Here is a 23,039-nt window from a genome sequence, read left to right as displayed (position 1 = left end):
CCCTTGTTTCTACGCCGTCCACGCCGTCTGCGCGGACCGCGCCGTGTTCGCCGTGTTCGCCTTGTCCGCCTTGTCTGGTGCCCTCTACGCCGCCGAGCGGGCGCTGCGGCCGGACCCGGAGGTCGCGTCGCGGTACCAGTACTCGAGAGTCAGCACGTGCCAGAGATGCTTGGAGAAGTCCCGCTGCCCCGCGGCGTCCTCGGCGACCATGCGGGCCAGCGCGTCGCGGCGCAGGAGCCCCGAGTTCACGAGCACGCCGTCGTTCACCACCTCGCGCACCAGGGGTGCCAGGTCCCGGCTCATCCAGGCCCGCAACGGGGCGCTGAACAGGCCCTTGGGCCGGTAGACGATCTCCTTGGGCAGGATCGAGGTCGCCGCCTCCTTGAGCACGGCCTTGCCCTGCCGACCGACGATCTTGCGGTCGCCCGGCACCGCGAACGCCGCCCTGACCACCTCGACGTCCACGTACGGCACGCGTACCTCGGTCGACGCGGCCATGCTGGAGCGGTCCGTGTACGTGAGGTTCAGGCCCGGCAGGAACATCCGGGCGTCGCCCAGGCACATGCGGTTGACGAAGTCGTCGAGCTCGTTGTCCCGGTAGACGTCCGCGTGCTCGGTCAGCACGTCGTCGACCGTCCCGGCCAGGTCCGGGTCGACCAGGTCGAGCAGTTCCTGCTGGTCGTACATGGTGTAGCTGCGCCGGAACGCCGTCTCCTCCGGCAGGTCGGCGAAGGACAGGAACCGCTTCGCGAACCGCACCGACCGGTAACCGCGACGGGCCGACGCGACCGGCAGCCGGTCCACGGCCCCCGCTATGCCGCGCCGCAGCGGTCGCGGGACGCGCTGGTAGCGCAGCGCGAGCACGTTCGCGAGGTGCTTGCGGTACCCGGCGAACAGCTCGTCGGCGCCCATCCCGGAGAGCATGACCTTGACCCCGGCCTCCCGGGAGGCCTGGCAGATCAGGAACGTGTTGATCGCGGCGGGGTCGCCGATCGGTTCGTCCAGGCTGTACGTCATCTGCGGCAGCAGGTCGAGCACGTCGGGAGCGATCTCGATCTCGTGCAGGTCCACGCCGTACCGCGCGGCGACCTGCCGTGCGTAGCGCAGGTCGTCCGGCATGGCCTCGAACTTGGCGTCCTCGGCGCGGAATCCGATCGTGTAGGCGGAGATCCCGGGCTGGTGGCGGGCCGCGAGCGCCGTCAGGTAGCTGGAGTCGAGGCCGCCGGAGAGGAAGGTCGCCACGGGGACGTCGGAGAGCAGGTGGCGCCGGGTCGATTCCTCGACGATGGCGGCCAGGTCCGGCAGTTCACCGCTGCGGGCCCGCTCCTGGCCCTCGGCCGCGATGTCCTTCAGGTTCCAGTACCGGCCGCGCCGCACCTGGCCGTCGGGCCGGATCCGCAGCCAGCTGCCCGGCGGCAGCTTCTCCGCCTCGCGGAACGCGCAGCGCGAGTCCGGCACCCAGTAGTAGAGGAGCGAGGCCACCAGCGCCGCGTGGTCCACCTCGAGGGATCCGCCGGTCACCGCGGCGAGCGCCTTCAGCTCGGAGGCGAACACCAGGCCCTCGCCGCGCCGGAGCAGGAAGAGCGGCTTGATGCCCAACTGGTCGCGGGCGAGCACCAGTTCGCCGGTGCGCTCGTCGAAGATCCCGAACGCGAACATGCCGCGCAGCCGAGGCAGGCAGTCCGTGCCCCAGCGCCGCCAGGCCTCCAGGAGCACCTCGGTGTCGGAGGTGCCGCGGAAACGTACCCCTGTGGACTCCAGTTCGGCACGCAGCTCGGGCGCGTTGTACAGCTCGCCGTTGTAGGTCAGGACGAGGCCGTCCGAAGCCATCGGCTGGGCGCCGGTCTCGGACAGGTCGATGATGGACAGCCGGCGGTGCCCGAGCTGCACCTCACCGTCGCCGACGGGGTGGCCGTACCGGCCCGCCCCGTCGGGACCGCGGTGGGCCAGGGTGTCGGTGAGCCGGTCGGTCACGGCCTTCCCGTCCGGCCATCGATACGTGCCTGCGATGCCACACATGTAACTACCGCGCCTCCTGGTCGTTGTCCGAGCCTCGTGCGGCCCATGCCGGCAGCCGCTCCGCGTGCCGCTGGCCCGTCCCGTTCTGCCGTGCGGGCCGCTCGCTGCGGCCGCGCAGCGCGGTGTGCAGTCCGTCCCACAGCGTGCCGTCGGTGCGGTCGCGCGGGTCGGGGTCGATCAGCACCACACCGATCACCTCGATGTGCTGGTCGGCGAGTTGCCGTGCCACGGTGTGCAGCCAGGCGGAGCTGCAGTGCCCGGCCCGAACGACGATCACGGTCCGGGTGCCGAGGTACTGGAGGTCGGTCCACGCGGTGCCGGGTGCCACCGAGCCGACCCCGAAGCGGCGGTCCTGGTCCGGCACGGTCTCGGCGCGCTCCCCGCTCACCACGGTGGGGTCGCCCGGCTGCCGGCGGCGGCGCGCGAGCCGGCCGCCGGGCAGTCCGTCGACGACGACCACGGGGCCTTCGGCGGCGAGCGCCCCGGCGAGCTTGAGGGCGATCGCGCACGTGTTGCGCTCGCTGCCCAGTTCGAGCAGCGACAGCGGCTCCGCGGAGCCGCGCACGGTACGGGCGAGCGTCGCGGTGAGCCGCTCGCCCGCCGCCCGGGTCCTGCGGCGCCGCCACGGCCTGCCGGAACGGCGGGGCAGCTCCGTGATGACGGAGGCGCCCAGGTTGGCCGCGATGTCCCGGCGCAGCACGGGGCGGTCCGCCACCACCACGCCGACGGCGGCGAGGGCGAGCCCGAGGACGAGGCCGAGGACGAGCCCGATGGCCGCGTCGGTGGCGACGGCCTTCGGCAGCGAGTGCCGCAACGCGCGGGGAGCGTCCACGATCTGCGTACCGGAGACGACCTTGGGCGTGCCGGTGCGGGCCTCCGCGGCGCGCTGGTCGAAGTCGGCGATCCGCGAGTTGAGTTCGGCCCGGCGCGCGAAGAGCGACTCGACGTCCGCCGAGGCCTTCGGGTCGGTCTGGCCCGACCGGTCCCCGATCTCCTGATTGACCTTGGCGAGTTCGTCCCGCATGCGGTCGCGTTGCGAGATCAGCGCGTCGGACTCGGCCTTCGCGGCGTCCCGCATCCGCTTCACGTGGTTCGCGACGAAGGCGTCGGCCAGTGCCTGGGCACGGGCCACCGCGTCCTCGTCGTTGTCGGCCGTCACGTCGATCTGCAGCAGGTTGTTGGTGAGTCCCGTGCCGCGGTAGTCCTCCATGAAGTCCTCCGGTTTCTCGGCGGACTTGAGGGACTTCAGGGCGTCTTCGGCGATCTGCGTGGTGCCCAGGACCTGGACGTCGGTGCGGATCAGGGTTCCGGTGTCGTTCGGCTGGTCGTCGGCGTGGGCGACCAGCACCTTGGTCACCGCGCTGGGCGCGGGCGGCAGCAGGACGGCCACCGCGGCGCCGGCGATCAGCCCCAGGAGGGCCATGCAGTACCAGATGCGGCGCCGCCTGCGCACCGCCACGACCAGTCCCTGCAGGTCGAACAGCGGAGATGCCGCCGACGACTCGGTTGTCGTGCTCGTCGTCACCCTGTACCTCCGGTGGCCTGGCCGCGCACCGCGAGCGCCCGGGTGTCGTGGTCCGCGAGGCGGTCCGCGGAATCCGTCGGACGCGCCTCCACGGCGTCGGCGAGAACGACGCCGACGACTTCGTGCCTGCTGTCCGCGCACGCCCCGGCGATGCCGGAGAGTTCGTCCGCCGTCCAGGTGCCCGCGCTGAGGACGACCAGGGCACCGGACTCGAAGCCGCGGTCCGGCACCATCGGGTGCTCCACGGAGACCTCGACCACGCGCAGCACCGGATCGCCGTGGGCCTCGTCGACGAGCTGCCCGGCGGCCCGGAGCCCGAGCTCGTCACCGTCCGGGACGACCACCAACAGTCTTCTGGGGGCGGGCAGTCGGTCCCGCAGTCGAGCGCACACCCGTCGGTAGCGGGTCCGCCGGACGGCCTCGTCGCCGGACTTGAGCAGGTCCGGTACGTCCCACCGGGTGTCGGCGCCGAGGATCCGGCGGACGCGGCTGTGTCTGCCGCCGCCCTCGGTCCGCTGCGCGGGCCGCTCGCCCGGGACGTCGACGGTGCCGATGAGCTCGGCGCCCAGTGCCGTGGCGATCTCCGGTTCGGCCCGTAGCCGGCGGTTGACGCGCGCGGCGACGAGGTGGCCGATGATGCCGAGCACGAAGGCGAGCAGGGCCCCGGCGACGATGAGCTGGGTCCGCGTCGGTGCCGCCTCGCCGGTGGGGCGCGCGGCGGAGCCCATGACGACCATGCCGGACTTGGCGTTCGTCGGGTCGGCCTCGTTGAGCTTCTGCATGGCCTCTTCCAGGGAGGTGCGCAGTTTCTCCAGCGAGGTGCGGGCCTCCACGCTCTCCACGGTCTTCCCCGGGTCGGCCGCGCCGGCCAGGTCGGAGATGCGCTCGTTGGTGTTCTCGACCTGCTTGCGCAGGTCTTCGAGACCGGTGGTCGCCTCGCCGCCGCCACCCGTGATCCGGGTGGCGAAGCTGACGAACTGTCTGGCCACCCGGTCGGCCAGCTGTTGTGCGCGCTCCGGGCTCTCGGCCGTGCCCGAGATCTTGATGATGTTGCCGTCGGCCGCCTTGGCGCTGACCCTGTCGTGCAGGTCGCCGCCGTCGACGCCGCTCCAGCCGAGCTTGTCGGCAGCGTCGTCGAGGACCGACGAACTCGTCGCGACGTCCACCTGGGTCAGCAGCTCGCGCTCTTCCCACTGGCCGGGCAGCAGTACCGATGCCGACGTCGTGTACCGCGGCGGAAACACCACCACCGAGGCGCCGAGGCCGACGAGTGCGCCCACGACGACGAGGACGGCGAGCAGCCGCCGACGCCGTCGGAAGATCCGCCCGATGGTGACCAGGCGTATCGTGTCCTCGCTCAACTGCGCTGCCTCTTCCCTGTCCTTGCTGTGCCCCCCGGGGCGGCCGCGGTGCGGCCACGGCAGGCGGCGGCGTACGCGGCGAGCAGCGACTCCTGCGAGTTCCGCCAGGAGAGCGGCCCGCTGATCCGCTCCTGGCCGATCCGGCCCATCTGGGCCCGCTTCTCGGGATCGTCGAGCAGCACCGTGATGAGCTTGGCGAACTCGGCCTCGTCGTTGGCCGGCGCGTAGACGGCGGCGTCACCGGCGGAGACGCGCGCCTCCTTGAGGTCGAACGAGACGATCGCCCGGCCCATCGCCATGTACTCCAGGACCTTGTTCATGGTCGACACGTCGTTGAGCGGATTGCGCGGGTCCGGGGACAGGCACACGTCCGCGGTGGACAGGTAGCGCACCAGGTCGGCGTCCGGGATGCGTCCGGTGAACTGGACCTGTTCGGAGAGTCCGAGCTCGCGGGAGAGCTCCACCATCGCGTCGAAGGCGTCACCGGCTCCGACGAACACCGCGTGCCAGTCGGTCCGCCCGAACTCGTCGCGCAGCTTCGCGAGGGCTCGCAGGGCGTAGTCCACGCCGTCCTGCGGGCCCATGACGCCGAGATAGCACAGCAGATGAGGCTTGCCGCGCTTCAACTCCGGCTCGGGCGGCACCGGTTGGAACCGCTCGACCGCGGGCGCGCTGCGCACCACGAAGACGTCCTCCGGCCGCTGGCGGCCGCGGCTCACCGCGACGTCCCGGTAGCTCTCGTTCGTGGCGAGCACGATGTCCGCGGCCTTGTAGGTGCGCCGTTCGAGGGCGCACACGGCGCGGTAGAGCAGGTCCTCCCCGCGGTCGAACCGGGAGAGGTACAGCTCGGGCACCAGGTCGTGCTGGTCGAAGATGAACCGCGCGCCCCGCCGCTGGAGCCGGCGCGCCGCCAGGAACAGCAGGTCGGGCGGGTTGCAGGCGTGCACCACGTGGACCGGGCCGATCTTGCGGATCAGCCGGGCGGTGTGCCAGAGCGCCGAGCCGTACTCCTTCAGATAGCCGGCCGGACCTCCGGTGGCCGCGCGCAACGGGTAGCGGTGGATCCGCACCCCGTCGATCACTGCCTCCGGTTCCGTGTCGCGCTTGCTGCCCTGAGGGCAGATGACGTGCACCGTCCAGCCCGCGTCGCGCAGCGTCAGGCATTCCTGCCACACCCGCCGGTCGAACGGCACCGACAGGTTCTCCACCAGAATCAGCGCGCTCCGGCCGTGCCGGGCGCCGCTGTTCGTGTCACCAAGCAAGGCCCACGTACCCCGGTTCGGTCCGGCGCGCGTCGGCGTCGGGCAGGTGGACGAGGTCGACGATCGCCGGGGCGTCCCCGTGGGGCAGCGCCGACACGACGTCCGGGTCCCGGGTTCCCACCAGGCACACCTCGGCGTGGTCGAGCACTTCGTCGACGGAGTCCGCGAGCAGCTGCGCGAGGTGCGGCAGCCGGGTCTCGATGTACTCGCGGTTGGCGCCGATCAGCCGGGACAGGCTCACGTTGGCGTCGTAGATCTTCAGGTCGTAGCCCTTGCCGAAGAGCCGCTCCGCCAGCTCGACGAGCGGGCTCTCCCGGAGGTCGTCGGTGCCGGGCTTGAAGGACAGCCCGAACAGGCCCACCCGGCGCTTTCCGGTGCGCTCGACGAGCTCCACCGCACGTTGCAGATGGGCGGAGTTGGAGGTCAGCACGTGGGAGAGGATGGGCACCGAGACGTCGGCCCGCTGCGCCGCGTACACCAGGCTGCGCAGGTCCTTGGGCAGGCAGGAGCCGCCGAAGGCGAAGCCGGGTCGCAGGTACGCGGGGCTGATGTTCAGCTTGCGGTCGGCCAGGAACACGTCCATGACCTGGTGCGAGTCCACGCCGAGCGCCTGGTAGACCGCGCCCAGCTCGTTCGCGAAGCCGATCTTGAGACCGTGGAACGCGTTGTCCGCGTACTTGATGGCCTCGGCCGTCGGGATCGGCACCCGGAACACCTCGCCGGGCAGGCCTTCGTAGAGCGCCGCCACCGTGTCGCCGCTGGCCTGGTCGAGCTCGCCGACGACGGTCTTGGGCGGGTCGAAGAAGTCCCGCACGCTCGTGCCCTCGCGCAGGAACTCCGGGTTGACCGCGACCCCCAGGTCCACCCCCGCCGTGCCGCCGACGTACTTCTCCAGGATCGGCAGCAGCAGGTTCAGGCAGGTGCCCGGGAGCATGGTGCTGCGGAACACGACGGTGTGCCGGCCGCTGTGCTCTCCACGGTCCGCGAGCGCGGCACCGATCTGCTCGGTCACCCGCTCCAAGTAGGTGGTGCACAGGCTGCCGTTGGACTCCGAAGGCGTACCCACGCAGACCAGCGACACCTCACTTTCCATGATCGCTTCGCGGACGTCGGTGGTGGCCCTCAAGGCCCCGCTCCGCACGACCTCGGCGGTGAGCTCGCCGATCCGCTCCTCGACCACCGGGGCCTTGCCGTCGTTGACCAGGTCGACCTTCACCTGGTTGACGTCCACCCCGATGACCTCGTGGCCCATTCCGGCCAGGCACGCGGCCGACACGCAGCCCACATAACCGAGCCCGAAAACACTGATCCTCATGCCCGTCCTTCCCCCCAATGCGGACCCCTGTGGGCCCGCAGTCCGCGCGACGGCCGTACGACCGCCGCGCACCCCCCTGCGTCAGTAGGCTCCCTGGCCGTGGAGCACCGCACGCAGCGTCTTCCACAAGATCACCGTGTCAAGGGCGAGCGACCAGTCCTCGACGTAGCGCAGGTCGAGACGGACCGCCTCTTCCCACGGCAGGTCGCTGCGGCCGCTGATCTGCCACAGGCCGGTGAGTCCTGGCTTGACCAGGAGACGCCGTCGTATGTCCGGGCCGTACGCCGCGGACTCCTCCGGCAACGGTGGCCGCGGGCCGACGAGCGACATCGATCCGCCAAGTACGTTGAACAACTGCGGCAGTTCGTCGAGCGAGTACCGGCGCAGTACGGCTCCCACCCGGGTCACCCGCGGGTCCCGGCGGACCTTGAACAGCAGCCCCGCACCCTCGTTGAGGCCGGCCAGCTCGGCACGGGCCTTGTGCGCCCCGGTGACCATGGTGCGGAACTTCAGAATGGTGAACTCGCGGCCGTCCTTGCCGACTCTGCGCTGGCGGTAGAAGGCCCCGCCCCGGCTGTCCGCGAGGACGAGCACCCCGACGAGCACCATCAGCGGTGCGAAGAGCATCAGCAGGATCGCCGCGCCCATCCGGTCGACGATCCCCTTGATCGCCCGGCGTCCCCCGGTGAAGGTCGGCATGCTGACCCGCAGCAGCGGGATGCCGAGCACCGCGTCGACGTGCAGCCGCGGTCCGGCCACCTCCATCAGTACGGGGGCCACGACCATCTCGGCGTCGCTGCCCTCGAGGTTCCAGGCGAGGCGCTGCAACCGGTCCGGTGACCAGTGCGGGTCCGGGGTGACGGCGACGACGCGGTAGCCGTCGCGGCGGACGTGGTTGGCGACGTCCGCCAGCGGGCCGACCACCGGCACGCCGTCCAAGTGGTCACCGTCCGGCCCGAGTCCGTCCGTCGTGCACACCGCGTCCACGCGCCAGCCGAGGTGCGGGAACTTGCGCGTCCGGTTGATCAGGTCGCGCACGGTCGCAGGGCTCCCGGCGGCGAGCACCGGGCGCAGGCACCGCCCGTCCTTGCGCTGTTTGTGCAGCCAGAGGCGGAGCAGGTACCGCTCGGTCATGGTGACGACGGCTATCGCCGGTATCGCGACGAAGATCCAGAGCTTGATGTTGCGCGAGGTGAGGGCGATCCCGCCGAGTGCCAGGACGACGGTCGCCGTGAACAGGGACCGGCCGAGCCGGCGGAACTCCTCGGCGCCCTGGCCGAGTACGGCCGGGGCCCACGAACGGCTCACCGCGAGCGCGCCCAGCACCAGCAGTTCGGTACCGAAGGCGAGGATCCCCCACTTCTCGTGCCAGTTGGCCGCGTCCCGAACGCCGAAGAAGTTGCCTATTCCCGCCACCACGAGAGCGGTGGCCACGGTGTCGCTGGTGATCACGGTACGCCGGTACCGCTGTTCCCAGTCGATCGCTATTCGGCTGATCGACCCGTCCGCCAGACGCCCGCGCGCCGACGGAAAAGGGCCGACTAATCCCCCCTGCCGCACAGAACCCCCCCGGTCCCCAGTGAAACGACGTGGTCGCCTGACACCGCCTGCCCCTCCCCCGGGAGACCCCCGTCTCCCGCACTGTTGCTCCCCCAGGAGGCCCCCGCCTCCCTCGCCGCGCTGCCCTTCCCCCCGGGAGGCCCCCGCCTCCCGTCGATGAGATCTGACGAGCCCTTCCGAAGCCTCGGGTGCTCCCCGCACCCAGCGCTCCCTCTCGGGCCCCCCGGACCTGGTCTGTCCCACGTCCGGCGGGGCAGTCGCAGCTGCTCACCGGTTGTGATGACGGTCCTATAGATCATCATTTGTCGCCCCGTGTCCTGCATGTGAGGCACGGTCAATCTAGACCATTGGAACCCAGCTGGAGAGAGGCATGTGTGTAATTTGTGCTCAAGATTTGAAGCTCAAACCACAGACCACGTGCCGCTCAAGGATGGCCAGATCATTGCGAGTTGGCCCTGGCCTGCGACGACGGGCACATGTCGGGCTGTGGACACCGGCCGTTCCACGGGCCTCCACGCGGAGATCACCTGGCGTGCGCGCAGGTCATCCGCTCCTCTCGCTGCGCCGGTGTGCACCGGCGCACTCAAGTTTTCCCGCGCGCCTGCCCCTCGCGCCACAGCCGTTCCCCCGAGCGCGCTGTCGCTGTGACCGCCCATGTCCCACCCCCTGCCGGGGAGCGGGCACCGGCCACTGGGCGGCCAAACGGCCCGCCCTCCCCCGATGGAAGTATCGGGAGAGGGCGGGGGTGGAGCAATACGACGAATGCGGGTGCCGCTCAGGCGGCGGTGGCACCGACGGCGGGTTCCGGAGTGCCGGTCTCCGCACCGGCCGGGGTGTCGGGGACGTCGACGGCCGGGATCTGCGAGAGGGGGCCCCGCGGGTACTGGGCGGCGACCATCGCGGCGGCCTCCTCGGGCGTGGAGACGGAGGGCGGGGAACCGGCCAGCGGCTGCCGTGCGGTCTCCTTCATGAACAGGACCGCGACCGCGCCGACCACGGCCGCCAGCATGATGTAGAACGCCGGCATGAGGCTGTTGCCGGTCGCACTGGTCAGGCCCTCCATCACCAGCGGCGTGGTACCGCCGAAGATCGAGCCCGCGACGTTGAAGGAGATCGCGAGCGCCGAGTAGCGCACCTCGGTCGGGAACAGCGCCGGCAGCACGGCCGACATCGTCGCGAGGAACGTCAGCAGGCACAGGCCGAGCAGCAGCAGACCGGCGTAGATGGCGACGTGTCCGCCGGCGCGCAGCAGCAGGAACGCCGGCAGGGTCAGCACGACGAACCCGATCATGCCGGTGAGCAGGACGGGCTTGCGGCCGACCCGGTCGGAGAGGGCACCGAGCGGGTGCACGAGGCACATCAGGGCGACCATGACGACGACGATGGCCACGAGACCGGCGGTGGAGCCGTACTTCAGCTCGTCGGTGAGGTACGTCGGCATGTACGACAGCAGGCCGTAGTCGGCGATGTCGTAGGCGGCGACGAGGATCATGCACAGCAGCAGCGCGCGCCAGTGGTCGCGGAAGAACGGGCCGAAGCGGAACTTCGGGCGCTCGGTACCGCGCTCCTTCTCGCGCTCCAGCTCCTGGAAGGCCGGGGTGTCCTCCAGCTTCAGCCGCATGTACATCCCGATCAGGCCGAGCGGACCGGCGACGAGGAACGGCACGCGCCAGCCCCAGGACAGCATGGCGCCGTCGTCCAGGAGCGTCGTCAGGACGGTGACGAGTCCGGCCGCGCCCACGTATCCGGCGAGCGTGCCGAACTCCAGGTAGCTGCCGAAGAAGCCGCGCCTCTTGTCGGGCGCGTACTCGGCGATGAAGGTGGCGGCGCCGCCGTACTCACCGCCGGTCGAGAAGCCCTGGACCACACGGAAGAGGAGCAGCAGGACCGGTGCCCAGATGCCGATGGCGGCGTACGAGGGCACCAGGCCGATGCCGAAGGTGCCGAGCGCCATCATGATCATGGTGAGGGACAGGACCTTCTTGCGGCCGATGCGGTCACCGAGCGGCCCGAAGACGAACCCGCCGATCGGCCGCAGCAGGAACGCCGCGGCGAAGGCGCCGAAGGAGGCGAGGGTCTGGGCCGTCGGGTTGCCCGACGGGAAGAACACCTGGCCCAGGGTGACGGCCATGTAGGAGTAGATGCCGAAGTCGAACCACTCCATGGCGTTGCCGAGCATCGCGGCCTTCACCGCGCGCCGCACCGCCGTCTCCTCGGTCACCGTGATGTCGCTGCGCCGCAGCTTGGGGCTGCGCCGTCGCTCGATCACCCGGAACAGGCCACGGTGGCGGCGCACCGCCTCCGGATTCCATTCCGGCTCGACTTCACTTGCCGCCTGCGTCGTCTCCGCGCTCACGGACGGGGTTCCTTCCTCCGGCTTCCCTCCGGACGGGACACGCCCGGTCGTCCCGGAACGCGCCACCCTCCGAACAGGAAGGCAAACACCTTCAGGCAAGCCCGTCTGCCCCCTGCTCGCGGCCTTCATGCAGCTCACAGGCCCTCGCTCGCCGTGACGTAGATCAAACGGAACGATCTGTTTGCGATCGCTTCTCCAGGGAATTCGATGCGGCGCTCCGGTGGCCCGGGAGCCTAGGCTGGGCGGCGTGGACAGATTCGACGGTGCGATCGCCGGGGTCGGCACCCGGTCAGGAGTGCGGATCGTCATCGGCATGTGGGCGGCCACGCCGTTCGGGCCGGTGACCGACGTGATGGTCGAGCGGCCCGACGGGCACCGCGTCCTGATCGCTCCGTCCCGGCCCGTAGCCGACTACATCGCGGCCACGTACACCTTCGACGAGGTGCGTGTGGAGCCGGTCGCGCTCGTCCGTGACGGGCCCCGTCACCTCACGGTCCGGGCCCCCTCGGTGGATGTTTCGCTGACCGTAGGCCGGCGCACGGGCGCGGGGCTGCTGCTCGCCCTCGTCCCCCGGAGGCTGGCGAGAACGCCGGGGTGGTGTCGCGTGACCGACCCCGTCGCGCGGCTGGCCCGTCGCGGCGTGCGCACCGTCGGCAGTGCGGGAGGCGGGCGCCGGGAGTTCTACTGCGCGCTGGACGAGCGTGTGGTGACTGCCGCGTCCGCGCGCCTGGAGGGTCGCGATCTGGGCCCCCTCGCGGACGTCACCCCGCCGGTCCGGTTCGGCTTCGGGTCGACTCCCGCGCGGCCCGCGCTGGTCGAGGTGACCACCCTCGTCGCGGGCTGAACGACGGACCGGGCCGATGGCCGCTGTCGTGCGCGCGACCACCGGCCCGGCCGGCCGGTGAGGGATCTCGGCTACTCCCCCGCCGTCGGCCGCCTCGACAGCCATGTCGCCCGGTCGACGTCCGTGATCAACCGCAGCCGATAGGTGTAGGCGTAGTCCCGGTCGGCGAGCAGTTTGTACGCGTCGTGCGTCTGGGCTCCCCAGCTGTCGTCGCCGCCGACGCCCATCTGCCGGTGGTTGACGCGCAGGACCACCTCGTCGCGCGGGGTGAGCTGGTAGTCGTGGCGCGCGCCGACGGACAGGTCCTCCGGGGTGACGTGCGAGGCGTTGACCTCCAGGAGCTTGTCGCCCCACACCAGGAGGCCGCGGCCACGCCGGTCGGTGAGCGCGGCCCAGCGCACCTCCGTCTTGTTGCCGTTCTCCTGCGGGCGCAGGTACGGGGTCCACTGGTCACTGACGGCGGAGCCCCAACGCCCCACGTCCGTACCGTCGTTGCGGTCCCAGTGGTTCTCCTCAGGACCGCGGCCGTAGTAGTCGAGTCGCTCGAGGGCCGCGGGGAGGTGGAGGATCGTGCCGACCTCGGGGAGGTAGGGGAGGTTGGAGGCGCCCGGGTGCAGGGTGTTGCCGACCTTGATCTCGCCGTTGCCGAAGACGGTGTAGGTCGTGCTGTACGTCGACTCGGTGGCCGTGGGCAGGGTGCCCTTGACCGTGATCTCGACCGCCCGGTCGCCGAGTGCGCGCACATCGACACCGGTGACCTTCCGGCGCGCGCCCGCGTCGCGCCAGGTCTGGTTGCGGGTGTGCTGGCCGTTGCCGCGGTCGTTGTCGGTCGGGGCGCGCCAGAAGTTGGGGACGGCCCCCGAGACGAGCAGCTTCGTGCCGTGTGCTTCGAACGTCGTGATGAGCCCGGTCGACTTGTCGACGACGACCTCGAGGTCGTCGCCCGTGACGGTGACGGCCTCGTCCCCGTCCTCGTACGACAGGGTCGGGACGTCCGCGAGCGGTACGGGTTCGATCGCGGGGCTCTTCGCGTCGAGGGGCAGTTGCACGCGGGCCACCTCGAAGCCCGCGTCCGCCCAGGGGGTCCGCTCCCGGGTGGTGAAGGAGAGCTGGAGGAAGTACTCGGAGCCGGGTGCCGGGTCGGCGGGCAGCCGCACCGGGAGCGTGATGTCCTTGCTGCTCAGCGGGGCCACGTCGAGCTGTTCTCGGCTGAGTCTGCCGCGCCCCGTCACCCGTCCGTCGACCGCCAGCTCCCAACTCCCCTGCCATGCACGGAGATTGGTGAAGAGGTTCTCGTTGGTGAGGGTGATGTCGCCGGGGCCGCCGCCGTCCTTCCGCGTCACGCCGATGCTCTGGTAGATCCGCTTGACCTCGGCGGCCTTCCCGGTGTGTCGACGGTCGGGCAGGACGATGCCGTCGCCGCTGAAGGCGCCGTCGTTGGGGTTGTCGCCCCAGTCGCCGCCGTACGCGAAGAAGGTCTTCGCCCCGGCCTTCTTCGCCTCGTGTCCGGCCGTGCGCGCGTCGAACCAGAAGCGCACGCCGTCACCGTCCGGGCCCCGCCCGTCGTCGGCGAGCTCCCCCGCGCTGAGGGGGCGGGCGTACACCCGGGCCCGGCGGATCGTGCCGCTGAACTCCCTTGTCTGGTTGTCGACTTCACCGCCGAGGGACAGGGGCGCGGTGTTCGGGGTCGGTGTGCGGGTGGTGGCCTTGGTCGCCTTCGCCTCGCCGTCGACGTACAGGGTCAGCTTCCCCGCGTCCGCGTCGAAGACGCCCGCGACGTGGTGCTCCTGGCCCGTCCAGCCGTCGTCCGGGGTGGTCCAGGACGCGGTGATCCACTGACCGTCCGCGTAGAAGTAGAACTCGAGGTTCTTGTCGCTCTGCTTCAGGGCGTAGTGGGTGTCGCCCTTGGCCAGTATCGGCTGGTGGTACCCGCGCACGTGGGGGGTCAGCCAGGCCTCCAGGGTGAACGAGTCGCGCAGGTCGAGTCGCTCGTCCCGGGCGAAGACCGTCGCCCCGCTCACCCCCTTCTCGCGGCTGAACGAGCCGGAGGGATTGATGACCTCGCCCTTCAGCCGCACGGGTCCGGTCTCGGTCAGCAGCGAACGCGCGGGGGCCGGCCAGTCGAGGGCCTGGTCGACGAAATCCCAGATCCAGCCGCCCTGAAGGACGTCGTGGCGGCGGACGACGTCCCAGTACTCCTTGAGGTTTCCGGTCGAGTTCCCCATCGAGTGGGCGTACTCGACCATCACGTACGGGCGGGTGTCGGTGGTGTCCTTCGCCCGGGCCTCCACCTTGCTCGGCGACTCGTACATCTTGGACCGGATGTCGCTGGTGCCCGGCCCGTCGTCGCCCTCGTAGTGGATGACGCGGGTCCGGTCGTAGCCGTGGATCCAGTCGTACATGGCCTCGAAGGCGGAGCCGCTGCCCGCCTCGTTGCCGAGCGACCAGAGGACGGCCGACGCGTGGTTCTTGTCGCGGTGGACCATGTTCTGTGCGCGGTCCACGCATGCCTTGGTCCAGTCGGCGTGGCTGGTCGGGAACTCGTCGCGCACCCCGTGGGTCTCCAGGTTCGTCTCGCCGACCAGGTAGAGGCCGTATTCGTCGGCGAGTTCGAGCCAGAGCGGGTTGTTGGGGTAGTGCGAGGTGCGGACGGAGTTGATGTTCAGCCGCTTGATGATCCTGATGTCCTCGATCAGGTCGTCGCGGCTGAGGGCCGAGCCGCGGACGGGGTGCATCTCGTGGCGGTTGGTGCCGCGCAGGGAGACGGGCTGTCCGTTGATCCGCATCAGGCCGTCGGTGAGCGCGAACTCGCGCAGGCCGACGCGGTGCGAGAGCGTCTCGACGACCTTCCCCGACGGGTCGCGGAGGCGGAGGACCGCGGTGTAGAGGTACGGGTTCTCGGCGGACCAAAGACGAGGGGAGGGAACGGACTGGGCGGCCTGGACGCTCACCTCGGAGTCGGTGAGGGCGGCGGACCGGGTGAGCGGCCGGGACCAGACGGCGTGCCCCGCGGCGTCGTACAGCTGGGTCTCGACCGTGTATGTCGCGCCGTCGGCGTCGCCCCCGTAGTCGCGCACGTTCGCCGTGACCGACAGCTCCGCCGACGTGTGGCCGTCGCCGAGCGGGGTCTCGATCTTGAAGTCGCGCACGTGGACGGTCGGCGTCGAGAACAGGTACACCGAGCGGAAGATGCCGCTGAGGCGGATCATGTCCTGGTCCTGCAGCCAGTCGCCGTCGGAGTAGCGGTAGACCTCGACGGCGATCTGGTTGGTGCCGTCCTTCAGGTACGGGGTGATGTCGTACTCGGCGGGGGTGTACGAGTCCTCGTGGTACCCGGCCAACCGGCCGTTGATCCATACGTAGTGGGCCGCCTTCACGCCCTCGAAGTGCAGGAAGGTCCGCCGGTCGGCCCAGCCCTTCGGCACGGTGAAGGTCCGCCGGTACTGGCCGACGGGGTTGTAGCGGGTCGGCGCGGCGGGCGGCTGGGCGTCCTCGCCGAGTCCGTTGGGGCCCCACCACGGATAGGTGATGTTGATGTAGATCGGGGTGTCGTAGCCCTGCAGCTGCCAGGCCGACGGGACCGGGACGGTCTGCCAGCCGGAGTCGTCGAGATCGGTGCGGTGGAAGTCGTCGAGCTTGTCGGCGGGCCGGTCCACGTACGCGAACTTCCAGTCGCCGTCGAGGCTTTGCCGGTACGGGGATCTGGTGCGGTCGGCGGCGAGCGCCTGGGCGACGCTCTCGTACGGCATGAGGGTGGTGTGGGCCGGTTCGGTGCCGAGCCGGAAGAGGTCGATGTGCCCGTTCCACTCGTCGCCGTCGGCGGTGACGTCGGCCGTGGCGCCGAACGCCCGGGCGGTGGGCAGCGCGGTGGGCAGGGCCAGCGCTCCGAGTACGGCGGCGCCCGCCTCCAGGAGACGGCGACGGCTGACGTACATGCTGTGCGGGTGCGGCATGCTGTGTCCTTCCACAGGTGCGGGGACATGCAACTGGTGAGGCCAGGAACGCCTGTTGAGCCGCGCCCACCCTAGAAAGAGAACACAACCGAGACAATATCGACGTCAGATCTTGTGGCTTCCTGAGCGCTGACGCGGTGGCGGGGCGTCCGTCACTGTGGACCGCGTCCCCCTGCCACGAAGGAGATCCCTGGTGCCGTCAGCCGAGTTGCAGCACACGTTCCGCGTCGCCGCGCCGCCCCGGGAGGTCTTCTCACACCTGGCGGATCCGGCGCACTACGTCGGTCTGTCGCCGTTGGTCGTCGCCGTGCGGGACGTCCGCGAGAGCGGGGGAAGCGTGCGCTACACGGCGGTCGAGCGGTTCCGGTTCCTGAGGGTTCTGCGGCACGACAACGTCATCGACGTCACGCTGGTGCCGCTGGCGGACGGTCTCCCCGGGGCCGCGGAGATCTCCGGTGAGGTCCGCAGCCCCGGCCGGGTTCGCATGAGCTATCGCTTCGCCATCGCCGGTCACGAGGACGGCAGCGTCGTCACCGACACGCTGCGCCTGCGCACGCCTCCGGGCCTGCTCCGCTTCGCGGCCTCTCGGGCCGGGGCGGTGCAGCGGGAGCGGGCCCGGATTCTCGCGGACCGGCTGGCCCCGGGCTCCCGCCGGACCTGAGCCGTCAGCCCTGCGGGGCCGTGGCCTCCTCGGCCTGGCCGGCGGTCTCGGCGCGGGAGACGGCGGCCACCTCGGAGCGGTCGCTGCCGCGGTCCGTCAGGCCGGCCACGACGGCGAGTGCCAGGCCCGCGAGGGCGAGCACCGCTCCGGCGAGGTTCGGGGCGGCCCAGCCCCAGCCGGCCGTGATGACGAGGCCGCCGATCCAGGCGCCGCCCGCGTTGGCCAGGTTGAACGCCGAGTGGTTGGAGGCGGCGGCCATGGTGGGGGCGTTCTTCGCCTTGGCCATGAGCAGCATCTGGACCGGCGTGGTGATGAGGGAGCCCATCGCGCCGATGAAGGTGATCGTCAGCAGTGCGGGCACCGTGCTGTGGACGGTGAAGTAGAACGTCACCAGTGCGGCGGCGAGCAGCGCCAGGCCGCCGTACAGGGTCGGCCGCAGGGCGCGGTCGGTGAGCGGGCCAGCGAGCAGCGTGCCGGCCGTCATGCCGACGCCGTACAGGGCGAGCACGAGGGTGGTGGAGGAGTCGGAGATGCCGGTGAGGTGCGTGAGCATCGGCACCAGGTAGCTGTAGACGGCGAAGAAGCCGCCGAACCCGACGACGGCCGTGGCGAGGCCGAGCGCGACCTGCTTGTTGCCCATCGCGCGGAGCTCGTGCCGGATGCCGGACTGTTCGCCGCGCGGCTGGTGCGGCACGAAGATCGCGAGCGCGGCGAGGGCGACGAGTCCGATGCCGGCGACGGCCCAGTAGGCGGCCCGCCAGCCGAGCTGCTGCCCCAGTGCGGTACCGGCCGGCACGCCGACGATGTTCGCGACGGTCAGCCCGAGGAACATCTTCGACACGGCCCGCGCCGCCCGGTCGGGCGCGACCAGCCGGGAGGCGACGACCGCGCCCACGCCGAACAGGGCGCCGTGCGGCAGCCCCGCGAGGAACCGGGCGGCGAAGAGCGAGCCGAAGCCGGGGGCGAGCGCGGACGCGGCGTTGCCGACGACGAAGAGGCCGGTCAGGAGCAGCAGCAGCCGCTTGTGCGGGACGCGCGCGCCGATGCCGGTCAGCAGAGGGGCTCCGACGACGACGCCGAGCGCGTACGCCGAGACGAGGTTGCCCGCGTGGGGCACGGACACGTCGATCCCGTCGGCGATCTGGGGCAGCAGCCCCATCGTGGCGAACTCGGTCGTGCCGATGCCGAACGCGACAACGGCCAGGGCCAACAGGGCCAGCGGCATGGTGCGGGAGAACCTTTCGAAGACAGCGGTCCCGGAACGACGGGCGAGCGGCGGAGAGCGGGCCGGGGTACGTCGTCGCGCCCCCGCGGCCTCGCGCCGGGCGCCATTGCCCCACGCGACCCCTGATCGGGGCAAGCCCACCTGCACTGCAGCCGCGGTGCGGGGCCGGGCATTCCGGGATCGGACCCGTGTCTTCGTGATCTATGTCATGCCGAGGGGCCGTATCGCCACATCTCCACTCAGTGGCTCTCCGTTCAGTACAGCTCGGTCTGGAAGGTGCGCAGCAGATCGGCGGCGACGCTCACGGCGATCGTCGCCGGTTCCTTGCCGGTGATGTCGGGCAGTCCGATCGGGGTCGTGATCCGGTCGATGGTCGCCTCGTCGTGGCCTCCCTCGGTGGCGAGGCGCTTGCGGAAGCGTGCCCACTTGGCCGCGGACCCGATCAGGCCGATCGAGCCGAGGTGATCGGTGCGCAGAGCCGCGTCGCACAGGGCCGCGTCCTCGGCGTGGTCATGGGTCATGATCAGCACATGGGCGCCTCGCGGCAGTTGCTCCAGGACCTCCTCGGGCAGCAGCGGTGTGTGGTGGACGTGGACCTGGGCCACCGCGTCGGCCAGGACGCCGAGGCGTTCCTCGGTCAGCATGTCGGCCCGCGTGTCGACGAGGTGGAGGTCGAGGTCCTGGCGGGCCAGGATGCGGGCCAGTTCGAGGCCGACGTGCCCGGCGCCGAAGATCGCGACCGCGCCCACCACCGGCAGGGGTTCGAGCAGGACGGAGACCGTGCCGCCGCAGCACTGCACGCCGTGCCGGTTGGTGACCTTGTCGTTCAGGGCGAAGTCGATCAGCTCCGGCTCGGACGTGGCCGCCTCGATCAGCTCGCGGGCCCGGTCGATGGCGACGGCCTCGACGTTGCCGCCGCCGATCGAGCCCCAGGTCCCGCTCCGCGCCACGACGAGTTTGGCGCCCGCCGCGCGCGGGGCGTGGCCGCGCGCGGTCGCGACGGTGACGAGCACGCCGGGCTCCCGGCGTGCGCGCAACCGTGCGGCCGCGGCCAGCCACGTCATGTCAGCCACCGCTCAGCACGGCCGTGCCGGTGCGGGCGGCGGCCTGCGCGGGCTGCCCGTCGCGGGCCGCCTGGACCGCCCAGTACACGGCCTCCGGGGTCGCGGGCGAGGCCAGCTCGATGCCGACGCCGCCCGGTCCGAACGCCGCCGCTGCCTGGCGCAGCGCTTCCCGCACGCAGAACGCGAGCATCAGGGGTGGCTCCCCCACCGCCTTGGAGCCGTACACGGCGCCCTCTTCGGCGGCGTTCTCCAGCAGCGTGACGTGGAACTCCTCCGGCATCTCCGAGAAGCTCGGCAGCTTGTACGTGCTGGCGGCCTGCGTGAGGAGTCGGCCGCGGTGCGGTCCGTCTCCGGCGTCCCAGCGCATGTCCTCCAGGGTCAGCCAGCCCGCGCCCTGCACGAAGCCGCCCTCGATCTGACCGATGTCGATCATCGGGGAGAGGCTGTCGCCGACGTCGTGCACGATGTCCACGCGCCGGATCCGGTAGGCCCCGGTGAAGCCGTCGACCTCCACCTCGGCCGCGGCGGCGCCGTGGGCGAAGTACTTGAACGGCGAGCCGGTGAACGTCTTGGCGTCCCAGTGCAGGCCCTCGGTGCGGTAGAAGCCGGCCGCGGAGAGCTGGACCCGCTGGACGTACGCGCTGCGCACCAGGTCGTCCCAGGCCAGTTCCGTGTCGCTGCCGAGCGAGCGCGCGACGCCCTCGACGATGCGTACGTCCGAGGCGTTCGAGCCCAGCTGGGTGGCGGCGACCTGCAGCAGCCGCTCGCGCAGTTGCTCGCAGGCGTTCTTGATGGCGGCCCCGTTGAGGTCCGTGCCCGCGCTGGCGGCGGTCGCGGAGGTGTTGGGAACCTTGTCGGTGCGCGTCGGGGCGAGCCGGACCTTGTGCAGCGGGATGCCGAGCGTGGTCGCGGCCACCTGCAGCATCTTGGTGTGCAGTCCCTGGCCCATCTCGGTGCCGCCGTGGTTGATCAGGACCGAGCCGTCCTTGTAGATCAGCACGAGCGCGCCGCCCTGGTTGAAGGCGGTGAGGTTGAACGAGATGCCGAACTTGATGCCGGTGAGCGCGAGGGCCCGCTTGGTGTGCGGGTGCGCCGCGTTGAAGGCGGCGATCTCGCGCTGCCGGTCGGCGAGTCCTGCGTTCTCCTTTACCTGCTCCCAGACGGCGGAGATCCGGTGGGGCGCGAGGACCGGCTGGCCGTACGGCGTCGACTGGTCCCGGCCGTAGAAGTTGCGCTCGCGCAGCACCGTCGGGTCGAGGCCGAGCAGGGGCGCGCAGCGGCCCATGATGTCCTCGATCACGAGCATGCCCTGGGGTCCGCCGAAGCCGCGGAAGGCGGTGTTGGAGACCTTGTTGGTCTTCGCGATGCGGCCCGCGATCCGGGCGTTGGGGATCCAGTACGTGTTGTCGATGTGGCACAGGGCACGGGCGACGACCGGCTCGGAGAGATCCAGGCTCCAGCCTCCGTCCGCGGTGAGGGTGGCGTCGAGGGCCTGGATGCGCCCGTCGGCGTCGAAGCCGATCTTCCAGGTGGCGTGGAAGCCGTGTCGCTTGCCGGACATGGTGAGGTCCTGGGTCCGGTTGAGCCGCAGCCGGACCGGCCGTCCCGTCAGCAGGGCGCCGAGCGCGGCGACGGCCGCGAACCCGTGCGGCTGCATCTCCTTGCCGCCGAAGGCGCCGCCCATGCGCAGGCACTGCACCGTCACCTCGTGGCTGTGCAGGCCGAGGACGTGGGCGACGATCTCCTGGGTCTCCGAGGGGTGCTGGGTGCTGCTCTGGACGAACACCTGCCCGGCCTCGTCGATCTGGGCGAGCGCCGCGTGCGTCTCCAGGTAGAAGTGCTCCTGGTCGGAGAACTGGAGCTCGCCGGTGAACACGTGCGCGGAGTCGGCGAAGCCCGCCTCGACGTCGCCGGTGAGCATCTCGGGCCGGGCGCCGTGGAAGCTCTCGGCCTCGATCGCTTCCTCGAGCGTGACCAGGGAGGGCAGTTCGTCGAGGTCGACCTCGACGGCCGCCGCGCCGATCCTGGCCGCCTCCAGGGTCTCGCCGAGCACCCAGGCGACGGCGTGGCCGTGGAACATGACCTCGTCGGGGAAGAGCGGCTCGTCGTGCTTCATCCCGGCGTCGTTGACCCCGGGCACGTCGGCGCCGGTCAGGACGCGGACCACGCCGGGTACGGCGAGCGCGGGACCGGTGCGCAGCGCGGTGATCCGGCCGCGGGCCTTCATCACCTGGACCGGGTAGGCGTGCAGGACGTCCTTGGTGCGGTGCACCAGGTCGTCGGTGTAGAGCGCGGTGCCGGTGACGTGCAGGGCGGCGCTCTCGTGCGGGATCGAGACGCCGACGACGGGCTTCTCGGGTCGCTCGGACAACTGGCTCATGCCGACACCGCCTCGGTGGTCTTCGCGTACAGCTTCAACAGGCTCTGGCCGAGCATCGCGGAGCGGTACGCGGCGCTGGCGCGATGGTCGTCCATCGGTGTGCCCTGGGCGCGCAGCACCTGGGCCGCGTTCTCGACGGTCTCCGCCGACCAGGGCTCGCCCTCCAGGGCCGCCTCGGCGGCGAGGGCGCGGATCGGGGTGGCGGCGACACCGCCCAGGCCGATCCTCGCCGTGCGCACGGTGCCGTCCTCGATGTCGAGGGCGAACGCGACGGCGACGCTGGAGATGTCGTCGAAGCGCCGCTTGGCGATCTTGTGGAAGGCGGTGGTCCGTGCCAGTGGCAGCGGGACACGGACGGCGCGGATCAGCTCGCCGGGGCGGCGCACGCTCTGCCGGTAGCCGGTGAAGTACTCCGCCAAGGGAACCTCGCGCTCGCCGTCGGCGTCGGCGAGCACAACCGATGCCTCCAGGGCGAGCAGCACCGGCGGCGTGTCACCGATCGGCGATCCGGTTCCCAGGTTGCCGCCGAGGGTCGCGCTGTTGCGGATGAGGCGGGACGCGAACTGCGGGAACAGCTCGGCCAGCAGCGGGACTCGGCCGTCGAGGCGGCGTTCGATCTCGGTGAGGGTGAGCGCCGCGCCGACCTCGACGTGGTCGGACGCGACGCGCAGCTCCCGCAGTTCGGGAAGCCGGTCGACGGCGACGACGCAATCCGCCCGCCGGGAGCGGATGTTGACCTCCACGCCCCAGTCGGTGGACCCGGCGACGACGATCGCGTCGGGCCGTTCGCGCAGGAGCCGCAGCGTCTCGGCCAGGGTGTCCTTGCGTACGAACGCCCGGTCGTCCTGGGTGTATACGGTGGCGACCGGTGCGGGCGGGACCTGTTCGCGGCGCCGCGCCAGCGGGTCGTCGTCGGTGGGCGCGCCGACGGCGAACGCGGCGTCGCGGATCGGGCGGTAGCCGGTGCAGCGGCACAGGTTGCCGCTCAGGGCGTGCAGGTCGAAGCCGTTCGGCCCGTGCTCCGCGTCGACGTGCTCGGCCGGGTCCGAGGCCGAGGACGGGTCCGCGTGCGCACAGCGGTCCGGCCGGTAGTACTCGGCGGCCATGCTGCACACGAACCCCGGTGTGCAGTAGCCGCACTGGGATCCGCCGCGTACGGCCATCTCCTCCTGCACCGGGTGCAGTGCGGGCCGCGCGCCGGGCTCACCGGTCGTGGCGAGCCCTTCGGACGTGACGATCTCCTGGCCGTCGAGTGCCACGACCGGGACCAGGCAGGCGTTGACGGCCACCCAGTCGGTCGGCTTGTTCACGCCGGGCCGGGCCACGAGCACCGAGCAGGCGCCGCATTCGCCCTCGGCGCAGCCTTCCTTCGTGCCGGTGAGGCCCCGCTCACGCAGAAAGTCCAGGACGGTGGTGTGGGGGGCGGCAGGTGAGATCGGCGCGTCTTCCCCGTTGACGGTGATCCGCGGCGGTCGGTTCGTCGAGTTCGCCAATTTTCAGGCAGCTTTCTGTGT

The 23,039-nt window shown here is 71.3% G+C and carries 14 protein-coding genes; 2 read left to right on the top strand and 12 right to left on the bottom strand.

Annotated elements, in window-relative coordinates; translation table 11 throughout:
• Positions 1–84: 84 nt before the first annotated feature.
• From asnB to B072_RS0104140, 7 genes are all read right to left on the bottom strand, one after another.
• Positions 85–2,019: an asparagine synthase (glutamine-hydrolyzing) gene (asnB, locus tag B072_RS0104170; protein WP_018528673.1), complete on the bottom strand. Its 1,935-nt coding sequence runs from the start codon at positions 2,017–2,019 to the stop codon at positions 85–87.
• Between the two features lie 4 nt (positions 2,020–2,023).
• Positions 2,024–3,544, bottom strand: coding sequence for a Wzz/FepE/Etk N-terminal domain-containing protein (locus tag B072_RS0104165; protein ID WP_018528672.1), 1,521 nt, complete (start codon positions 3,542–3,544; stop codon positions 2,024–2,026).
• Positions 3,541–4,905 carry a Wzz/FepE/Etk N-terminal domain-containing protein gene (locus B072_RS0104160; RefSeq protein WP_018528671.1) on the bottom strand — a complete coding sequence of 455 codons (1,365 nt, stop codon included), beginning with the start codon at positions 4,903–4,905 and terminating at the stop codon, positions 3,541–3,543. Before B072_RS0104160 ends, B072_RS0104165 begins: the two co-directional genes overlap by 4 nt.
• Positions 4,902–6,167 (bottom strand): glycosyltransferase family 4 protein, encoded by a 1,266-nt coding sequence (locus tag B072_RS0104155; protein WP_026245437.1) that lies wholly within the window; start codon positions 6,165–6,167, stop codon positions 4,902–4,904. Before B072_RS0104155 ends, B072_RS0104160 begins: the two co-directional genes overlap by 4 nt.
• Positions 6,157–7,482, bottom strand: coding sequence for a nucleotide sugar dehydrogenase (locus B072_RS0104150; protein ID WP_026245436.1), 1,326 nt, complete (start codon positions 7,480–7,482; stop codon positions 6,157–6,159). The genes B072_RS0104155 and B072_RS0104150 overlap by 11 nt, the downstream gene beginning before the upstream one ends.
• Before the next feature lie 81 nt (positions 7,483–7,563).
• Positions 7,564–9,042 carry a sugar transferase gene (locus B072_RS0104145; protein WP_026245435.1) on the bottom strand — a complete coding sequence of 493 codons (1,479 nt, stop codon included), beginning with the start codon at positions 9,040–9,042 and terminating at the stop codon, positions 7,564–7,566.
• Between the two features lie 775 nt (positions 9,043–9,817).
• A complete protein-coding gene (locus B072_RS0104140; protein ID WP_018528667.1) occupies positions 9,818–11,398 on the bottom strand; it encodes an MFS transporter in 1,581 nt (526 codons plus the stop codon).
• A 247-nt stretch (positions 11,399–11,645) separates the two neighbouring features.
• Here B072_RS0104140 and B072_RS0104135 point away from each other — a divergent pair, with 247 nt between their 5' ends.
• Positions 11,646–12,242: a hypothetical protein gene (locus tag B072_RS0104135; RefSeq protein ID WP_018528666.1), complete on the top strand. Its 597-nt coding sequence runs from the start codon at positions 11,646–11,648 to the stop codon at positions 12,240–12,242.
• A 71-nt stretch (positions 12,243–12,313) separates the two neighbouring features.
• Here the strand turns inward: B072_RS0104135 and B072_RS0104130 are convergent, their stop codons facing one another.
• Positions 12,314–16,195, bottom strand: a complete 3,882-nt coding sequence (locus B072_RS0104130; RefSeq protein ID WP_018528665.1) for a glycoside hydrolase family 2 TIM barrel-domain containing protein — start codon at positions 16,193–16,195, stop codon at positions 12,314–12,316.
• A gap of 193 nt (positions 16,196–16,388) precedes the next feature.
• Here B072_RS0104130 and B072_RS0104125 point away from each other — a divergent pair, with 193 nt between their 5' ends.
• Positions 16,389–16,856: an SRPBCC family protein gene (locus tag B072_RS0104125; RefSeq protein WP_018528664.1), complete on the top strand. Its 468-nt coding sequence runs from the start codon at positions 16,389–16,391 to the stop codon at positions 16,854–16,856.
• A 4-nt stretch (positions 16,857–16,860) separates the two neighbouring features.
• On the opposite strand, the gene B072_RS0104120 is transcribed toward B072_RS0104125, so the two are convergent.
• From B072_RS0104120 to B072_RS0104105, 4 genes are all read right to left on the bottom strand, one after another.
• Positions 16,861–18,081: an MFS transporter gene (locus B072_RS0104120; RefSeq protein WP_018528663.1), complete on the bottom strand. Its 1,221-nt coding sequence runs from the start codon at positions 18,079–18,081 to the stop codon at positions 16,861–16,863.
• A gap of 254 nt (positions 18,082–18,335) precedes the next feature.
• Positions 18,336–19,145 carry a xanthine dehydrogenase accessory protein XdhC gene (gene xdhC, locus B072_RS0104115; protein WP_018528662.1) on the bottom strand — a complete coding sequence of 270 codons (810 nt, stop codon included), beginning with the start codon at positions 19,143–19,145 and terminating at the stop codon, positions 18,336–18,338.
• Between the two features lies 1 nt (position 19,146).
• Positions 19,147–21,525: a xanthine dehydrogenase molybdopterin binding subunit gene (gene xdhB / locus B072_RS0104110; protein ID WP_026245433.1), complete on the bottom strand. Its 2,379-nt coding sequence runs from the start codon at positions 21,523–21,525 to the stop codon at positions 19,147–19,149.
• Positions 21,522–23,018 (bottom strand): xanthine dehydrogenase small subunit, encoded by a 1,497-nt coding sequence (locus B072_RS0104105; RefSeq protein ID WP_018528660.1) that lies wholly within the window; start codon positions 23,016–23,018, stop codon positions 21,522–21,524. Before B072_RS0104105 ends, xdhB begins: the two co-directional genes overlap by 4 nt.
• Between the last annotated feature and the right edge of the window lie 21 nt (positions 23,019–23,039).

The organism is Streptomyces sp. HmicA12 (genome assembly GCF_000373565.1).
Classification (GTDB): Bacteria; Actinomycetota; Actinomycetes; order Streptomycetales; family Streptomycetaceae; genus Streptomyces.
Note: the sequence above shows the minus strand (reverse complement) of the source record. Positions and strands in the feature narration are given on the sequence as shown.